The 16,117-nt window shown below is 31.3% G+C and carries 13 protein-coding genes; 5 read left to right on the top strand and 8 right to left on the bottom strand.

Annotated features, from left to right (window positions below; translation table 11 throughout):
* Positions 1–18: 18 nt before the first annotated feature.
* Positions 19–933 carry a ribokinase gene (gene rbsK / locus SOJ_RS02095; RefSeq protein WP_002506423.1) on the top strand — a complete coding sequence of 305 codons (915 nt, stop codon included), beginning with the start codon at positions 19–21 and terminating at the stop codon, positions 931–933.
* Positions 934–1,028: 95 nt separating this feature from the next.
* Here rbsK and SOJ_RS02090 read toward each other — a convergent pair whose 3' ends face one another.
* Entirely contained in the window at positions 1,029–1,499 is a 471-nt protein-coding gene (locus tag SOJ_RS02090; RefSeq protein ID WP_002506422.1) for a peptide-methionine (S)-S-oxide reductase, read from the bottom strand.
* A gap of 153 nt (positions 1,500–1,652) precedes the next feature.
* On the opposite strand from SOJ_RS02090, the gene SOJ_RS02085 reads away from it, so the two are divergent.
* Positions 1,653–1,871: a hypothetical protein gene (locus SOJ_RS02085; protein ID WP_002506421.1), complete on the top strand. Its 219-nt coding sequence runs from the start codon at positions 1,653–1,655 to the stop codon at positions 1,869–1,871.
* Positions 1,872–2,226: 355 nt separating this feature from the next.
* A complete protein-coding gene (gene trhO / locus SOJ_RS02080) occupies positions 2,227–3,180 on the top strand; it encodes an oxygen-dependent tRNA uridine(34) hydroxylase TrhO (protein WP_002506420.1) in 954 nt (317 codons plus the stop codon).
* 39 nt (positions 3,181–3,219) lie between these two features.
* Here trhO and SOJ_RS02075 read toward each other — a convergent pair whose 3' ends face one another.
* From SOJ_RS02075 to SOJ_RS02065, 3 genes are all read right to left on the bottom strand, one after another.
* Positions 3,220–3,933 (bottom strand): HAD family hydrolase, encoded by a 714-nt coding sequence (locus tag SOJ_RS02075; protein ID WP_031265941.1) that lies wholly within the window; start codon positions 3,931–3,933, stop codon positions 3,220–3,222.
* A 98-nt stretch (positions 3,934–4,031) separates the two neighbouring features.
* On the bottom strand, positions 4,032–4,451 hold the full coding sequence (locus tag SOJ_RS02070; RefSeq protein WP_002506418.1) for a hypothetical protein: 420 nt from the start codon (positions 4,449–4,451) through the stop codon (positions 4,032–4,034).
* Between the two features lie 150 nt (positions 4,452–4,601).
* Positions 4,602–5,312 (bottom strand): transglycosylase family protein, encoded by a 711-nt coding sequence (locus tag SOJ_RS02065; protein WP_002506417.1) that lies wholly within the window; start codon positions 5,310–5,312, stop codon positions 4,602–4,604.
* A 510-nt stretch (positions 5,313–5,822) separates the two neighbouring features.
* On the opposite strand from SOJ_RS02065, the gene SOJ_RS02060 reads away from it, so the two are divergent.
* The gene (locus SOJ_RS02060; protein ID WP_002506416.1) at positions 5,823–6,491 is read left to right on the top strand and encodes an RluA family pseudouridine synthase; all 669 of its coding nucleotides are present in this window, start codon (positions 5,823–5,825) and stop codon (positions 6,489–6,491) included.
* Positions 6,492–6,882: 391 nt separating this feature from the next.
* Here SOJ_RS02060 and SOJ_RS02055 read toward each other — a convergent pair whose 3' ends face one another.
* Both SOJ_RS02055 and SOJ_RS02050 read right to left on the bottom strand, forming a co-directional pair.
* Positions 6,883–7,539: a transglycosylase family protein gene (locus SOJ_RS02055; RefSeq protein WP_002506415.1), complete on the bottom strand. Its 657-nt coding sequence runs from the start codon at positions 7,537–7,539 to the stop codon at positions 6,883–6,885.
* Between the two features lie 464 nt (positions 7,540–8,003).
* Positions 8,004–8,513, bottom strand: coding sequence for a YfiT family bacillithiol transferase (locus tag SOJ_RS02050; protein WP_002506414.1), 510 nt, complete (start codon positions 8,511–8,513; stop codon positions 8,004–8,006).
* A gap of 254 nt (positions 8,514–8,767) precedes the next feature.
* Between SOJ_RS02050 and SOJ_RS02045 the strand changes: the two genes are divergently transcribed.
* On the top strand, positions 8,768–10,294 hold the full coding sequence (locus SOJ_RS02045) for an SLC13 family permease (RefSeq protein WP_002506413.1): 1,527 nt from the start codon (positions 8,768–8,770) through the stop codon (positions 10,292–10,294).
* Positions 10,295–10,364: 70 nt separating this feature from the next.
* Here the strand turns inward: SOJ_RS02045 and SOJ_RS02040 are convergent, their stop codons facing one another.
* Together SOJ_RS02040 and SOJ_RS02035 are read right to left on the bottom strand one after the other, a co-directional pair.
* Positions 10,365–10,892: a DUF4064 domain-containing protein gene (locus SOJ_RS02040; protein ID WP_002506412.1), complete on the bottom strand. Its 528-nt coding sequence runs from the start codon at positions 10,890–10,892 to the stop codon at positions 10,365–10,367.
* 38 nt (positions 10,893–10,930) lie between these two features.
* A complete protein-coding gene (locus SOJ_RS02035) occupies positions 10,931–16,054 on the bottom strand; it encodes a DUF4011 domain-containing protein (protein WP_002506411.1) in 5,124 nt (1,707 codons plus the stop codon).
* Positions 16,055–16,117 lie beyond the last annotated feature (63 nt).

Genomic DNA, 16,117 nt, shown 5'->3' with positions numbered 1-16,117 from the left:
AAAAAAGGAGAATATACTATGACAAATAAAGTTGTAATTATTGGTTCTACCAATGTAGATAAAATTTTAAACGTAGACCGTTTTGTTAAACCGGGAGAAACATTACATATTCAAAATGCTCAAAAAATTTATGGTGGCGGTAAAGGCGCAAATCAAGCACTTGCAACTGCACGCTCAAATGCCCAAACAACTTTTATTTCTAAGATTGGAACTGAAGGAGACGCAGATTTCATGTTAGAAGATTTTGAAGAAGCGCATATGAATACAGACTACATCATGACAACAGATACTGCCCAAACAGGCCAAGCATTCATAACAATTGATGCCAATGGACAAAATACAATTTTAGTTTATGGTGGCGCAAATATGGAATTAAATGATACAGATGTAAATAAAGCAGCTGACGCAATTGCAGAAGCAGATTATATTATTGCTCAACTTGAAGTGCCTGTTCCTGCGATTATTAGCGCTTTTAAAATCGCACGTGAAAACAATGTCACTACTATTTTAAATCCAGCTCCTGCAAGTGAATTATCTAAAGATTTACTTACTTTAACTGACATTATTGTGCCAAACGAAACAGAAGCAGAATTATTAAGTGGTATCGCAGTTACAGATCGTGCATCAATGCATCAAAACGCCGAATACTTTTTATCTTTAGGAATGAAAGTTGTTATTATCACACTTGGCGAGCAAGGTACTTATTACGCGACAGCAAATTCTGCTGGTTTAATACCTTCGTTTAAAGTAAAAGCGATTGATACAACAGCAGCAGGTGACACTTTTATCGGTGCATTTGCAAGTCGTCTCAATATGACAGACTTTAATATAGAAGAAAGTATTACTTACGCAAATAAAGCAGCTTCGCTTACAGTCCAAGTTGAAGGCGCTCAAAAATCAATTCCATTAGAACAAGATGTGTTAAAGGCTTAAAGATAAACTACTTATTTTATACATCATGAGATAGTTCATAATCACTGCTCATAAGCAAAGGCGGCTCTCACTAATCTGAGAGCCGCCTTGTTTATTTATTTATATTTATTTACGAGTGCTTTAGGAAGATGACAGTAATCATCAGGGAATCTTGTTAATCTATCTTGATTTTCTTCTGCACTTTTCACGTAATTTGTCAGTGGTAATACTTCTGTTGCAATCAGATGATGGTCTTCAATTGCATCTATAAATGCTTGTGCCTCTTTTAAATGCTTGGCATCTTCACTGTATAATCCTGTTCTATATCTCAAGCCAACATCTTCACCTTGCTTGTTTACGCTATAAGGATCAATAATTTCAAATAGATATCCCATTAAGTCTGTAACTGTCACTTTTGCTGGATCAAATGTTGTCTTAATGACTTCTACATATCCATCATATTCTCCATCGAGTGTATCTGTAATACCGTTTGCCCTACCGCCTTCTGTGTCTACTACGCCAGGTAAAGTTTTAACAAAGGCTTGTACACCCCATAGGCATCCGCCTGCCAAGTATACCGTTTCCATTTACATCTCTCCCTTTTCAACTAACAATTATCAATTCAGTATAGTAATAACCACGTTCATTTGCAATTACTTATAGTTTAGCGTTTTCAAAGGTGTATGATTGATTTTTTGTCAAAAGGGGAAATATTAAAGTAGTATACAAGGAGGAATTACATGCCTAAAGTTGAAGAAAGAATGTTAGAAGATATCGAAGAAAAACCTTCAAGATCACAAAGCGATTTAAGCTCTGAAAAGGAAATGCAGCAAAATGCCTTTGAAAGATTAGGCAAAGACGTCGTAATCATCGAAACTTTAGCAATTATGAACATTATTTTTGCTATAAGTACAATTGGCTTAGTGACTGCACTTGTTTGCACAAATAAAAAGAAATAAGTTCATCATAGCTGTTTCTAAATTTTAAGAAGTATAAAATGAATGCTATATACCTATGCTCTTTTCATGGTTTTCACTATTAAAGTGACGGCTTTGAGAAGAGCATTTTTATTTTTCTATTTCTTCAAATGTACTTTTCATATATAATGAAAATATTGCACTAATTTAAATTAATAAATTGAATAATATCCCTTTTTTGTTATAATGCAATAAGGAGAATTTTGTTCTTTTACTCGAAATAATGAGTAAGTAAATTATAAATGAAGCATCACGTTGCTTCAATACAACCAACCACTTCAACCATAAATTTTATATTAATAATAATGAAAAGAATAGATTAGAGGAGAATCGAATTATGGATTATAGAGTATTATTGTATTATAAATATACAACACTTGATGACCCCGAAACTTTCGCTACGGAGCATTTAGAATTTTGTAAGGATTTAGAACTTAAGGGTCGTATTTTAGTATCTACAGAAGGTATCAATGGTACTGTATCTGGGACAGTCGAAGCTACTGATAAATATATGGGACAATTGAAATCAGATGAAAGATTTAAAGGAATTACTTTTAAAGTTGATGAAGCTGAAGGACATGCTTTCAAAAAAATGCACGTACGTCCAAGAGAAGAAATCGTTGCTCTAGATTTAGAAGATGACGTTGACCCAAGAGAATTAACAGGAAAATACTTATCACCAAAAGAATTTAGAGAAGCTTTATTGGCTGATGATACTGTAGTCATTGATGCAAGAAATGATTACGAATACGATTTAGGTCATTTCCGCGGCTCAGTTCGTCCTGATATCACGAGATTTAGAGACCTACCTGAGTGGATCAAAGAAAATAAAGAGCAATTCATGGACAAAAAGATTGTCACTTATTGTACTGGCGGCATCCGTTGTGAAAAATTCTCTGGTTACTTATTAAAAGAGGGCTTTGAGGATGTAGGTCAACTTGAAGGTGGCATTGCTACTTATGGTAAAGATCCGGAAGTAAAAGGTGAATTATGGGACGGTAAAATGTACGTCTTTGATGAACGTATTAGTGTAGAAGTCAACCAAGTAGACAAAACAGTTGTGGGTAAAGAATGGTTCGATGGTACACCATGCGAACGTTATATCAATTGCAGCAATCCAGAATGTAACAAACAAATTCTTGTTTCTGAAGAAAATGAAGAACGTTATTTAGGTGCTTGTACACACGAATGTGCAACTCACGAAAATAATCGTTATGTAAAAAAACATGACATTAGCGAAGAAGAAAAAGCCGCACGCTTAGAAAACTTCAAAAATCTTGTAAGCCAATAATATAAAAACTGTTATGCATGATGCATAACAGTTTTTTATTTATCGTTTTACTCGTGTTATCAAGTTTTTTACTAACTTTTCAATACTACTATTAGTAACTTCTATATTTTCGTCATTTCTTTTTTTATCACCGTTAAACCAAATTGGTTTCATGCCTACATTAAGTGAACCAGAAACATCATTTTCCCAAGAATCCCCTACATATATTGTATCCTCAGGTTTGATATTTAGCATATGAGTTACCTTTAAGAAAGCAGCACCATCAGGCTTTTCACTTCCAATATCTTCAGATATAAAAATATTATTTTCAAATATCTTTTTTAATTCTAAACGTGCTATCTTAGTTGTTTGTTCTGAATTTTTCCCGTTAGTTAATATACCTATATTGACCCATTTTTTCAATTCATTAAGGTGATTATTTAATGTTATATTTGGTTTAATATGTTGAATAATAATGTCAAAAAAAGCTAAGAAATATTCATGTGCTTCTTTTGTGGTAATATTTTTCTTAAAATATTTTAAACTTTCTATTAATCGTAGTTGCCTGAGTTCATCTAAAGTTATCTCTCCTCGACTATGTTTCAACCAAAATTTTTTATCATAATAAGTGTAAATTTTGAGGAATTCATTATATGCAATATCTTCTGCATATCCAGAATCGTTGAAAATTTGTTTATTCGCAATTAACCATAAATCATTGAAAGGAAATAAAGTATTATCTAAGTCAAATAATACTAATTCTGCATTTTTAATTAAAAACCCCTCCTTAAGAGTAATTAACGTCGTTACATAATAATTATAAAGCGACTTTTCACTTTTACTGTATTAAGTTTTCAACAAAATTATGAATTTTAAAACCTTCTCTCCATAAACTTAATCCCTTTATGCGTACAAACTAAAAATAGAATATGTGCAATAATCCAACAGATATAACCCATGAATTGGAATTGAAAAATAGGGTTAATTGCCATATAAATCAGCAATGGATACAGTGCTAAAAATGAAAACATGACACAAATTAACGCGATATAATAATAATCCCCTAACTTTTTATAAATAAAATAGAGTAAAGCATAAAGTGAAATTGTAATGCCTATATGAATTAAAAATTCCAAAACAATATTTGAAGCATTGTCATCTATTAAAAAATCTATATTCAGTAATAATGCTGTTAAGTGCATCGATTTAAATAAATCGAAAAATAAAGTAGTCAAAAATAATATAATTGCTAAAGTCAATGCTACGATTAAATGTGCTAAAAGTTTTTTCATAATATCATATTATTCCCTTACACCCATTAGTTAATCAACTTTCAAAATAAATTTATTTACATATAAAAATCCCTGCCTCTACATAGTAGAAACAGGGATTAGTTTATTCACTTAACTATATTTAATTTTAATTAGACATTACTGCTTATATTATGCAGTAACCCATTGTGAAGCACCTTCAGATTCGTAAAGATCCATTGCTGCTTGGTCTTGTACTGATTCTGGAGCTTCAGTTGGTGATTGACCTTGGTATTCTTCAGGTGCTACTGAATCCCAAGTGCTTTGTAAGAATTGGTATTTACCTGCCGCACCTGATGAAGGGTTAACAGCTTTAAGGTCGCCACCTGATTCACGTTCAGCGATTGCTTGTAAATGAGAATTAACTTCTACTGATGAACCACTTGAAGCTTCACTTGAGCTTGATTCATTTGAACTTTCTGAAGATTGAGTTGAAGCAGCTTCTTGTTGTGGTTGTTGAGTTTCTTCAGTTTGTGGAGCTGATTGTTCAGTTGGTTGCTCAGCAGTTGCTTGTTGAGCTTGCTCTTGTTGTGGTTGAGCTTGTTGTTGACCACTATTAGTTGAAGCTTGTTCTGATGAACCATTTGAACCTTCACCATAGCTCCAAGTAAAGTTTGTACCATCTGATTGGAAGTTATAATTTACGCCATCTTGAGTAAAGTTATGATTATATGAACCCTCTTGTATAGGTGCTTGATTTAATTGTTCAGAGTTTGATTGAGCTTGTTGCGCTAAGTCTGCTTTGTCGATACCTTGTTCTGAAGCGTCAGCTGAATTTCCTGCTGCTGCTCCTGTTACGCCTAATCCAACTGCTAAAGTTGATGCAATTACTGTTTTTTTCATTATTAATAATCCTCCTAAGAGATAATTTCCATTTTATAGTTTTAAAATTAATTCGTAATTTCAATCATCGCTAAGACGATTTACTTTCCTCAATTAATTTACAAGACCTACTGTAACATCTATAAATAGCTCGTGGGTTACAGTGAAGTTAAAAAAACAATCGACTTTTTACACTCCCATTACGCTAAATTTCTTAATAATTTCCAGAAAATTCAACCAAGATACTCTCACGATAGTTCACAAATAGAATACTTGCTTTACCTCTATGTAATCTCTATGTAATCAGTGTGACAAAGGTGTATCTTTACACCAATAGTATACAGTTACTTTTTACTTCGATTGATTTTTATTTCACGTTATTTTAAACACATTATTTTTTATTTCTAGAATATATTTATGATATTGAATTTATTCTACGATATGATAATATAATATGTTGATATAATTTTAATTATTTTTTAATATTGTGTACTAACTATGTAAAGTATTATATCGATTTGGAGGAGTTCAATGTTTATCAATGTCCTTTATGAGGATAATCATTTACTTATGGTCGAAAAACCTATTAATATACCAGTACAGGCTGATGACTCAAAAGATGAAGATTTATTGTCTATGTTAAAAGATTACATTAAAGAAAAATATAATAAACCAGGAAAAGTTTATCTTGGCTTAGTACATCGTCTTGATAGACCAGTCGGTGGTGCTATGGTATTTGCTAAAACATCCAAAGCTGCATCTCGTTTGTCAAATGAACTAAGAAAGCAAAACTTTGATAGAACTTATTTAGCAATTGTTCATGGCGCACCTGCAAAAAAACAAGGTGAACTTAAAGATTATCTCTGGAAAGATCGTAATAAAAACATCGTATATGTGGTAGATTCAAGAAGAAAAGAAGCAAAACAAGCGATCTTAGACTACAAAACGATTCGTAATGTTGAAAAGAAAAGTTTAGTCGAAGTACAATTACGAACTGGACGTTCACATCAAATTAGAGTGCAATTTGCGAATCAAAACTTACCATTATATGGAGACCAAAAATATGGACAACATATTAATAAACCTGGTCAACAAATTGCTTTATGGGCATCACATCTTAGCGTAAAACATCCGACTAAAGATGAAATTATATCTGTAGAATCAATTCCAAGCGACGGTATCTGGTCACATTATTTGTAATACTTGCATTGTATTCATACTAAAATTGCATTTCCTCGGAAATATTTTAATAATAAAACAATAGGCTGGGACATACCACATGTCTTAGCCTATTGCTTTATATTGACAGTGGCTGACTGAATTGAAAATGCGCTTATATCAAGCTTTTAAAGAACTACTACTTCATTTATGAAGATAAGTAGTTCTTATGCAAGAGCTAAAGCTCTTGCATTCCATTTTCTAGTCAGCTGTGCCGGGGTGGGACGAGGAAATTTTATTAGAAAAATTAGATTTCTGTCCCACACCCTTGTTTTATTTATTTCAAATTATTTATTAAATCAAAAAACCTGCCTCTATATTATAGAAGCAGGTTTTGAATCGTTTATTTTTAAATGATTAATTACTGTTTAAATTATGCAGTAACCCATTGTGAAGCGCCTGCAGTGTTATATAGTTTAACTGCTGCTGCATCTTGTACTGATTCAGGAGCTGATGCTGGAGATACACCTTGGTAAGCTGCTGGAGCTACTGAATCCCAAGTGCTTTGTAGGAATTGATATTTACCTGCTGCACCTGATGAAGGGTTAATAGCTGTGATGTCGCCACCTGATTCACGTTGAGCGATTGCTTGTAAATGAGAGTTAACATTTACTGATGAACCACTTGAAGCTTCACTTGAGCTTGATTCTTTTGAAGTAGACTCTTGTTGTGGTTGTTGAGTTGCTTCAGTTTTTGGTGCTGATTGTTGTGCTGGTTCAGCTGCTTGTTCAGCTGGTGCTTCTTGTTGAGCTGGTGCCTCAGTTGAACCTTCAGCTGATCCTCCACCAAAGCTCCAGCTAAAGTTTGTACCGTCTGATTCGAAACTATATTCTGTACCATTATAATTAAAGTCGATGTCATATGAACCTTCTTGAACAGGTGCTTCATTTAATTGCTCTGGATTTGATTGCGCTAATTGTGCTAATTGTGCTTTATCTACGTTTTGCTCTGAAGCGTCAGCTGAATTACCTGCTGCTCCTGTTACGCCTAATCCAAGTGCTAAAGTTGATGCGATTACTGTTTTTTTCATTATTAATAAATCCTCCCAAAAAGATAATTTTAATTTTTTATTTTATATGGCTGAATTTCAATTATTTAATTAAAAATTAATTTACTGCTTCAACCAACTCACAAATAATACTATAACATCCATAAAATGTTTGTAGGTTACAGTCAAATTAAAATATACGCATGTTCTTTACATCTAAATTACAGTGAAAAAGTTACTAATAATGGCGAAAAAGTTACTAAAAGCTTTCATAAGCGTCTATAAACAGATTATTATAAAATATAAACACGTAATATTTATGTAATTTGTTTGTCAATTGTGTATAATTCCACTTTATTTTTCAGTTTACAATTTATTAGAAATCATACTCAGACTTTTTTCAAGAGTTATTTTACACCAATTTTCTATAAATCAACTAAGTCAACTACATACCAAATTAAAAAGCCGTTCAAATTCTCATGATTTGAACGACTTTCTAGATTCTACTATTTAGATAATGCTATTTTAATATGTGCTAAGTGATGTTCTTCATGCCAAGATAATTTTGCTATCTTTTTAGCTACCGTTATCTCGCCACTATCTTTCAACGTAAATGTTTGTGCTAAGTGATCTTCATTTAAATTGTTAGCTATCACTACGATACGCTCATTCATGCCTTCTAGCATCTTAATCGAGCTTTCGATAGGTAAATCGTTATCCGGCAACATCACCCATTCATCTTGAATAAACGCTGGTACGGTCGGATTGTTATCCGTGATTGCTAACTTCAAACGCTGATACATATTTAATTGAGAGTCAGCAATATGATGTACAAGTTGACGTACTGTCCAACTCCCTGCACGATACTTTGCATTCAACGCTTCATCATCTAGCGAGTCTACAGTCTCTCTTAAGCGTTCAGTATAACCTTCTATTTCTTTCGCCCATTTTTGTATATCATCTAATGTTACATTATCTGGAACTTCTAAATCTCCTATTGGAAATCTTACATCCATTTAATCACCTTATTATCATTTATTTAAATTCACGCACATTATCTCTACATCATTATTATTCTCTGTTTCTTTAAAATTAAACATTTTATAAAATGCACACAATTTTTCAGTCATTATAATGTAGGTTCTCATCCTCTTCTTTATATTTCTTACTTAACTAAAGGCATTTTATGAACTTTTTAATATTATAGTGAGCACATTTTACTGATTTGATATTATAAAATTGAAAAATTAAGAAAAGGAGCATTTTAAAGATGAAACAACATTCAGCAAAGAATAAAAACACCACATTTAAACCGCTTTGGTTAATCATCAGTGTGCTTGCGCTTGTGATTATCATGCTATTACCAACGCCAGACACCTTACCTTTCATGGCTAAAAGTGCATTAGCTATCTTACTATTCGCCGTTATCTTATGGGTAACTGAAGCAGTCACTTACCCTGTATCAGCAGCGATGATTGTCGGTTTGATTATCTTGCTCTTAGGATTTAGCCCCGTGCAAAATTTAACCGAGTCTCTAGGAAATCCACAAGCAAGCGGTAAAGTTTTAGAAGGTAGTAGTTTATTCGGGACGACTAACGCATTGAAACTCGCTTTTAGTGGATTTTCATCTACTGCCATTGCACTCGTAGCTGCAGCACTATTTTTAGCTACCGCAATGCAAATTACAAATCTACATAAGCGTCTCGCACTTATCGTTCTTTCTATGGTAGGCAATAAGACTAATCGCATCGTTATCGGGACGATTATTGTTGCCATCTTTCTAGCTTTCTTTGTACCTTCAGCAACTGCACGTGCTGGCGCAGTTATTCCTATTTTGTTAGGTATGGTTACTGCTTTTGGCATTTCTAAAAATAGTAAACTTGCTGCTTTACTTATCATTACGGCGGTGCAGGCTGTATCTATTTGGAATGTAGGTATTAAGACGGCAGCCGCTCAAAATATCGTTGCTACCAATTTTATTAATGATCAATTAGGCATAGATATCTCATGGGGACAATGGTTCCTGTATGCTGGTCCGTGGTCTATCTTGATGTCTATTGCACTTTATTTCATTATGCTAAAAGTAATGCCACCAGAAGTAAATGAAATATCTGGAGACAAACAACTGATTAAACAACAATTACATGAAATGGGCCCTGTCACTGCTAAAGAATGGCGTCTCATCGCTATTTCAATTGCATTACTTTTACTTTGGTCTACAGAAAAAGTGCTACATCCGATTGATTCATCTTCTATTATTTTATTAGCGCTAGCAATCATGTTAACCCCTAAAATTGGTATTATGACATGGAAAGAAGCTGAGTCGCGTATTCCATGGGGAACGATTATTGTATTTGGTGTGGGTATTTCCTTAGGTAACGTGTTATTAAAAACAACTGCTGCGCAATGGTTAAGTGATCAAACCTTTGGGCTTATCGGCCTCGAACATTATCCATTAGTGATGACGATTGCTTTAATTGCTTTGTTTAATATATTGATTCATTTAGGTTTTGCGAGTGCCACAAGCTTGGCTTCTGCATTGATTCCAGTGTTCATTTCACTCACAACCACATTAGATTTAGGAGAACAGTCTATGGCCTTTGTGCTCATACAGCAATTTGTAATTAGCTTTGGCTTCTTACTTCCTGTTAGTTCGCCACAATCTATGCTAGCATATGGTACCGAAACATTTACCGTTAAAGATTTCTTGAAAACAGGTATTCCAATCACCGTTATCGGCTACTTACTTATCGTGTTATTTAGTTTCACTTACTGGCAATGGATTGGTTTAATTTAGTCACTTTTAGTTATCAAAAAAGCGAACGCACAATGATTAAATTGGGCGTTCGCTTTTATTTTCATGAAAATTAATATTTATATGGGTCATCGTCTATTTTTTTTACATCTTCTTTTCTATTAGCATAAGCCTCTTTAACTTCATTTTGTTTATGCGTTGAATTACTGTGATCACTAAATGGATCATCATCTTTTATTTCTCTTTCATTATAAAGGGAAGTTTTAGGTTTTTTAACCAATAACATAATTCCAGAAACAATCCATAATATAGTAGCAATCCAATTTCCAAATAATGAAATGACACCAATAATAATTAAAATAACTCCTGCTACTTTAGATTTTTTATCAATCCACTTTGCTGAAAGAATTGCTAAAACTAATAGGACTATACTTAAAACCAATCCAATTATTAGGAATATATTAGTCAGTTGAGATGAAGACGCTGCTTCACTAGCTGTCATAGCACCATCTTCAATCATACTTTCTTTAACAGTTTCCATATTCATAAGAAATAGCAATAAACTTATTCCTAAAACCGTTAGAATTTGAAAGCCTATACCTATCCATGTCATTACTTTTTCTGCTGTTCGTTTAATCATAATTTCACGCTCCTTCTAATCTTTAACAATTGTTTTCACTAAATTTCATTATCGATACTTTCAATTTTACTTAGCACTTTTTCAATCTCTTTATTTTTGCCTTCATACCAATCTATTGTCCAAATTCTATGAATGTTCCAACCTAATCCTTCTAAAACACTAGGTTGTATAATATTTCTATCATTTGCTGTTTGGGCTTGATAGTAATTCTGTCCATCAATTAAAATAGCTAATTTATATTTATCATTATTGTCTGGATCAATAATCGCTAAATCAATTTTAAATTTAGAATTACCTAAATGTACTTTTGCATTAATACCTCGATTATATAACTCCTCTTTAAGAATAGTAGCAATTCCATTTTTATCATCAGAGACACTACTATTTATTGAAGGTAATGAACCGGCATTTCTAGCATATTCTACAAATCCTTTCAAACCAATTACACCCTCTGCTTTTGTACGTTTAACATCAATATGCTCAGGATTAAAAGAGGTTATAATTTTCATTTCTTTTCTTGCTCTAGTAATTGCTACATTTAACCTTCTCCAACCCCCACTATTATTTAAAGGGCCAAAATTCATAGTCATTTTCCCTTCTTCGTCAGGTCCAAATGTAGTTGAAAACAGTATAATGTCACGCTCATCACCCTGTACATTCTCTAGATTCTTTATAAAAACTGGTTCTTTAGAGCTAGTATTTTTAGAATCTAGTAAAGGGTATTTTGTTAGTTCATTATTAAATAAATCTTCAATAGTATTTTGCTGCTGTATGTTAAATGTAATAACTCCTATACTATCTTTACTATCCCTTTTCAAATGACGAATAATAATTTCAACAACTGCTTTTGCTTCTATTTCATTATTTCTCTGAGTTCCACGTTTATAAATTCCTTCTACATTTTTAAATGAAACTTTCGAATTTAAAGCATTTGATGAAGGATATGTCTGTAGTGAGTTATTATAGTAAGTTCGATTACTGTAATGTATCAGACTTTCATGTGTAGAACGATAATGCCATTGCAGATATTTTTCTGGAAAATTCGCGGCTAAACAATCGTCTAATAAACTTTCTAAATCTTCCATTTCTAAATTATCTTCATCCATATTATTAGCTCCAAAGAATGTGGTTGGAGGCATTTGTTTAGGATCGCCTACTACTATACAGTTTTCTGCTCTTGAAATCGCACCTATTGCTATGTCAGTAGGAATTTGTGATGCTTCATCAAAAATAACTAAATCATACTTAGGAAAATCAGGATCTATATATTGAGCTGTTGATAACGGACTCATTAACATTACTGGAAATAAGTCTTGTATAACATTTGATGTTTTATTAAATATTGTACGAATGGATTGACCTCTAGCATTACTTCGAATCGCTTTTTGTAATAATAAAAATTCTGATTCAAAATCTTCGTTATTTCGTTTTTCTTTAATATTTTGAGTAGCTTTATTTACAGTATTATTGATACTAATTTCATTAAATTCTCTTTCTTTTTCTTTAAGTAATTGAATTTTTTGTTCTATTTCAAATCCATTAAAGGAATCTAACACTTCATATTCAGAAAAATTTATTCTGATTAAATTTTCAATGATATCCTTCCAAACTATCATTTTAAGTTTATAACTATTTTCTTCATCGAAGAATTTTTTTCTCACGTTTATTTTTAATATTTTTTCTAATTCATCGAATTGTTCATTAATAAACGTCCAATTTTTAAAATCTGCCATACTAGTTTTCCATTTTTCCATTTTAGTTCTTAGTTTTTCTAATTGTAAATCTTTTAAAAATTGTTCATCCAAATTATAATCATTAATTAAACTGTTTGAAGATGATCTTAGTAAAGCAAGGTTTTCTTTGAATAAGTTAAATTCATTTGGGTCCTCTATAACTAAATTCATTAAATTTTTTATTATGTTCTTTTCTTCTTCATTTTTATTATGAAGATTAATATCCTCTATAAATTGGATTTGTTGACCTAATATAACTAGGTCAGTATTTCTCCCTTTCCAACTATTACCAAAAGAATTAATAAAATCTTCATTTCTTTTTTGTAAAGCTTCTCTTGCCTTTTGAAATTCACTAATAAGTTGTAAATCATCGACAAATTCTTTTTCCTCTAATTCTCTTGGTTGCAATAATTCTATAGCTAAATTGTCTATTAGTTTTTTTATTTTTTTACTTTTGAACATTTTTTTATTCAAATCTGCATATTCTGAGTTTAAATATTGAGTATTGATATCTAATACTTTTTCTTTATACTTGTTTAATAATTTATTGCTTGTATCCCTATATGTCGTTAATACTGCACTAGCGTAATTATAAGCACTTTCTAATGTAACTTTTTTGTATAGACTATACATATTGTCACTTAAAGGCTCACTAAATTTGTATTCTTCTAATTTATTAATCTCATTTTCAAAGTTTTGAATATGCTTAATTGTTTGCAAATCATTAATTTTTGCATGTTTTTTTATTAATATTTGTAATTGAGAAATTGACGATTGTAACTGCATTATAATTTCTGGAAACTTATCTCTCTTTGAAATACTATATTTAGTAACTTTAAAATCACTTAAAGGATGATTATTTTTACTATATTTAAGCTGATTAACTGTATTATCAAGAATAGTAGTAATATCATTAACTTTCACTAAATCTGAGTTTTTAAATGTTTTAACTATATTAGATTTCAAATTTATATTACTAGGAATTGAATGATATTTTTCGTGTAACTGTATTAATTCATATAAGCTGTATCCACTTAATCCTTTTTTATGAAGGGCTTCAACATAATCACTTAATTCATTTTTCAATTTATATAATTCATTAGATTTGTTGTCAATATCTAGATTTTGTGGTTCTAAATTATGAGCTAAACTTTTTTCTACCTTATCTAAAAATACAGATTTTTTTGTCTTGTTAGAGTGTAATTCTAATATAAAATCTTCTAACCCTAATTTTGTCAAACGATCATTCACAACATTTAAAGCAGCTCTTTTTTCAGCAACAAACAAAACTTTTTTTCCTTTGTTTATATTATGAATAATCATGTTAGTAATTGTTTGAGACTTTCCTGTGCCAGGAGGTCCATGTAATACAAAGCTACTTTGATCACTTGCTTTAATTGCTTCTAATTGCGATGCATCTACTAAACTCCCAGTACTCAATTCATGAGGTTTATCTGTTTTCTCTATATTACGAGCATTTATTTCTTCTAAATTTCTGTCAATTTTATAGTTACCTTTGATTAAAGCTTGGACGTTAGAATTAGAACTGATTTCTTCCTTCCTTGCTTGTAAATCATTCCACATTACAAATTTACTAAATGAAAAGTTGCTAATTGCAGCTATTTCTTCTATGTCCCAACCTGCTTTATCCATTATTGTTTTTCTTATTGATGAAAATAATAGGGGAATATCTATACCTCTATAATCTTTAGGTAAGTTTATAAGATGTCTTAAGTCTATATTGAATTTTTGTCTTAAGTATTCTACTAATGTGACATTTAATTGAGGTTCATCATCACTTAATTCAATTTGAAACTTACTACTCGCACTTTTTTTCTCAATTGATAACGGAAGTAAAAGCAATGGCGCTCTATAGAATTTATTTGTTGTTTCTGGTTCACACCACTTCAAAAAACCAATTGCAATAAATAAAGAATTAGCACCATTTTCATCTAAATTAGATTTTGCTTTTCTATATAGTGATTTTAATTGCTTTTCTAGCATATACTCAGTTAAAAAACTTCTGATTCTATTTTCCTTAAAATCTGCATCTATCATATTTTTAAAACGTGATTTTAGCGCTTTAGAATTAATTACTGAATTATTTGCTTCTTCTAAAGTTAAAATTTCTGGTTTTTCAATGACTTTAAACCTTTCATAACTGGATAATTCATCTTCTAATGACGCTAGGTCATAAACCATTAACTGAATGGCACTTTTATTCATTCTAAAATTAATCATAGAATTCCTAAGTGTTAAATCCAACAAATTTCTACTCCAGATATCTGTTTTTTCAATAGAATCCAATTTAAATTCTACATTTCCTAATCTTTCAATAACTGTGTTAGGTGCTTCTGTTACAGTTTTCCTATCTCCATAACCTTCCATTATATAATCCGATTGATCTGATTTTGTCATTATAGGTGTAATGCCATATTGCCTGCCACTTGTAACATCTACTACTCCTTCAAAATTATAAGGACTAACCAAATTTTGATGAGCTATTATTATCGCATCTTCAAAAGAAGCATCGTTACCATTTACTAACGACGTTGTTTCAATAACTTCTATATCTTTAATATCTTGAGATAATCGTTTAGATATTGTTGCGTAATCTGATATATAAGGTTCAGTAAAATTTTTATCTAGTAACCAAAATCCTACGAAGGCATGATCTTTAATAAATACAACTAATGGATGTAAGCCTATTGCTTCTAAACAAGCAGCATATAAAAACGCTAAATCTAAACACGTTCCATTTTTATACTGTATAATTTCCTGTGGATAACGAATATTTTGTCCAAACCTTTCAAAACTTGCTGGAGGGTTTTTATAAGCAATATTATCTTTTTGTAATGCTGCATAAATAGCTGCAGCTTGTAACCTTACTTTTTCACTTTCACCTGCTTGATAACCAACAAAACTTGGATCCCCAGTCCATTCTTTTAATTTCACACCTGCCTCAGCAACAATTCTTCTTATTTCATTATCATTAGGAACTATATACGTACATGTAAGTTCTGGATAAATTTTAGTACCTAACCAATGTTGATAAGGTAATATATTGATTCTATAAGGCTTTTTATATAACGTTTCATTATTTTCATCTACAATTTCAATAAAAAAATGTGTTTTAATCCTTTCAGTAATTTCACGGAAATAATCATAATTATAAGAAATACTTGGTTTCTGTATCAACACATCATTCTCTATATCAATAACTTCTATATCTCGCTCAAATTCATATATAAAACCTGAATTAGAATATATTTTTAATTTTGCATTTGTCAACTCTATGTCTTCTGATTCATTTATTATATATATATTATTTATAAGTGAAAAATCGTTATGTGCAAGTGAATAGTTAATCATTTCTATAAAATCAACTTTGACATCTAACTCTAAATGAGCAAATTTGGATGCTTCCATCGTTGCTTCTCCCCTTTTAATTCATGTGTAATTATCAATTTTTTAAAAAACACCTTATAGTCA

Origin of the sequence: Staphylococcus sp. OJ82 (assembly GCF_000294465.1) — a bacterium.
GTDB classification, from domain to species: Bacteria; Bacillota; Bacilli; order Staphylococcales; family Staphylococcaceae; genus Staphylococcus; species Staphylococcus equorum.
The sequence above is the reverse complement of the archived record's forward strand: the minus strand, read 5'-3'. Positions and strand labels throughout refer to the sequence as shown.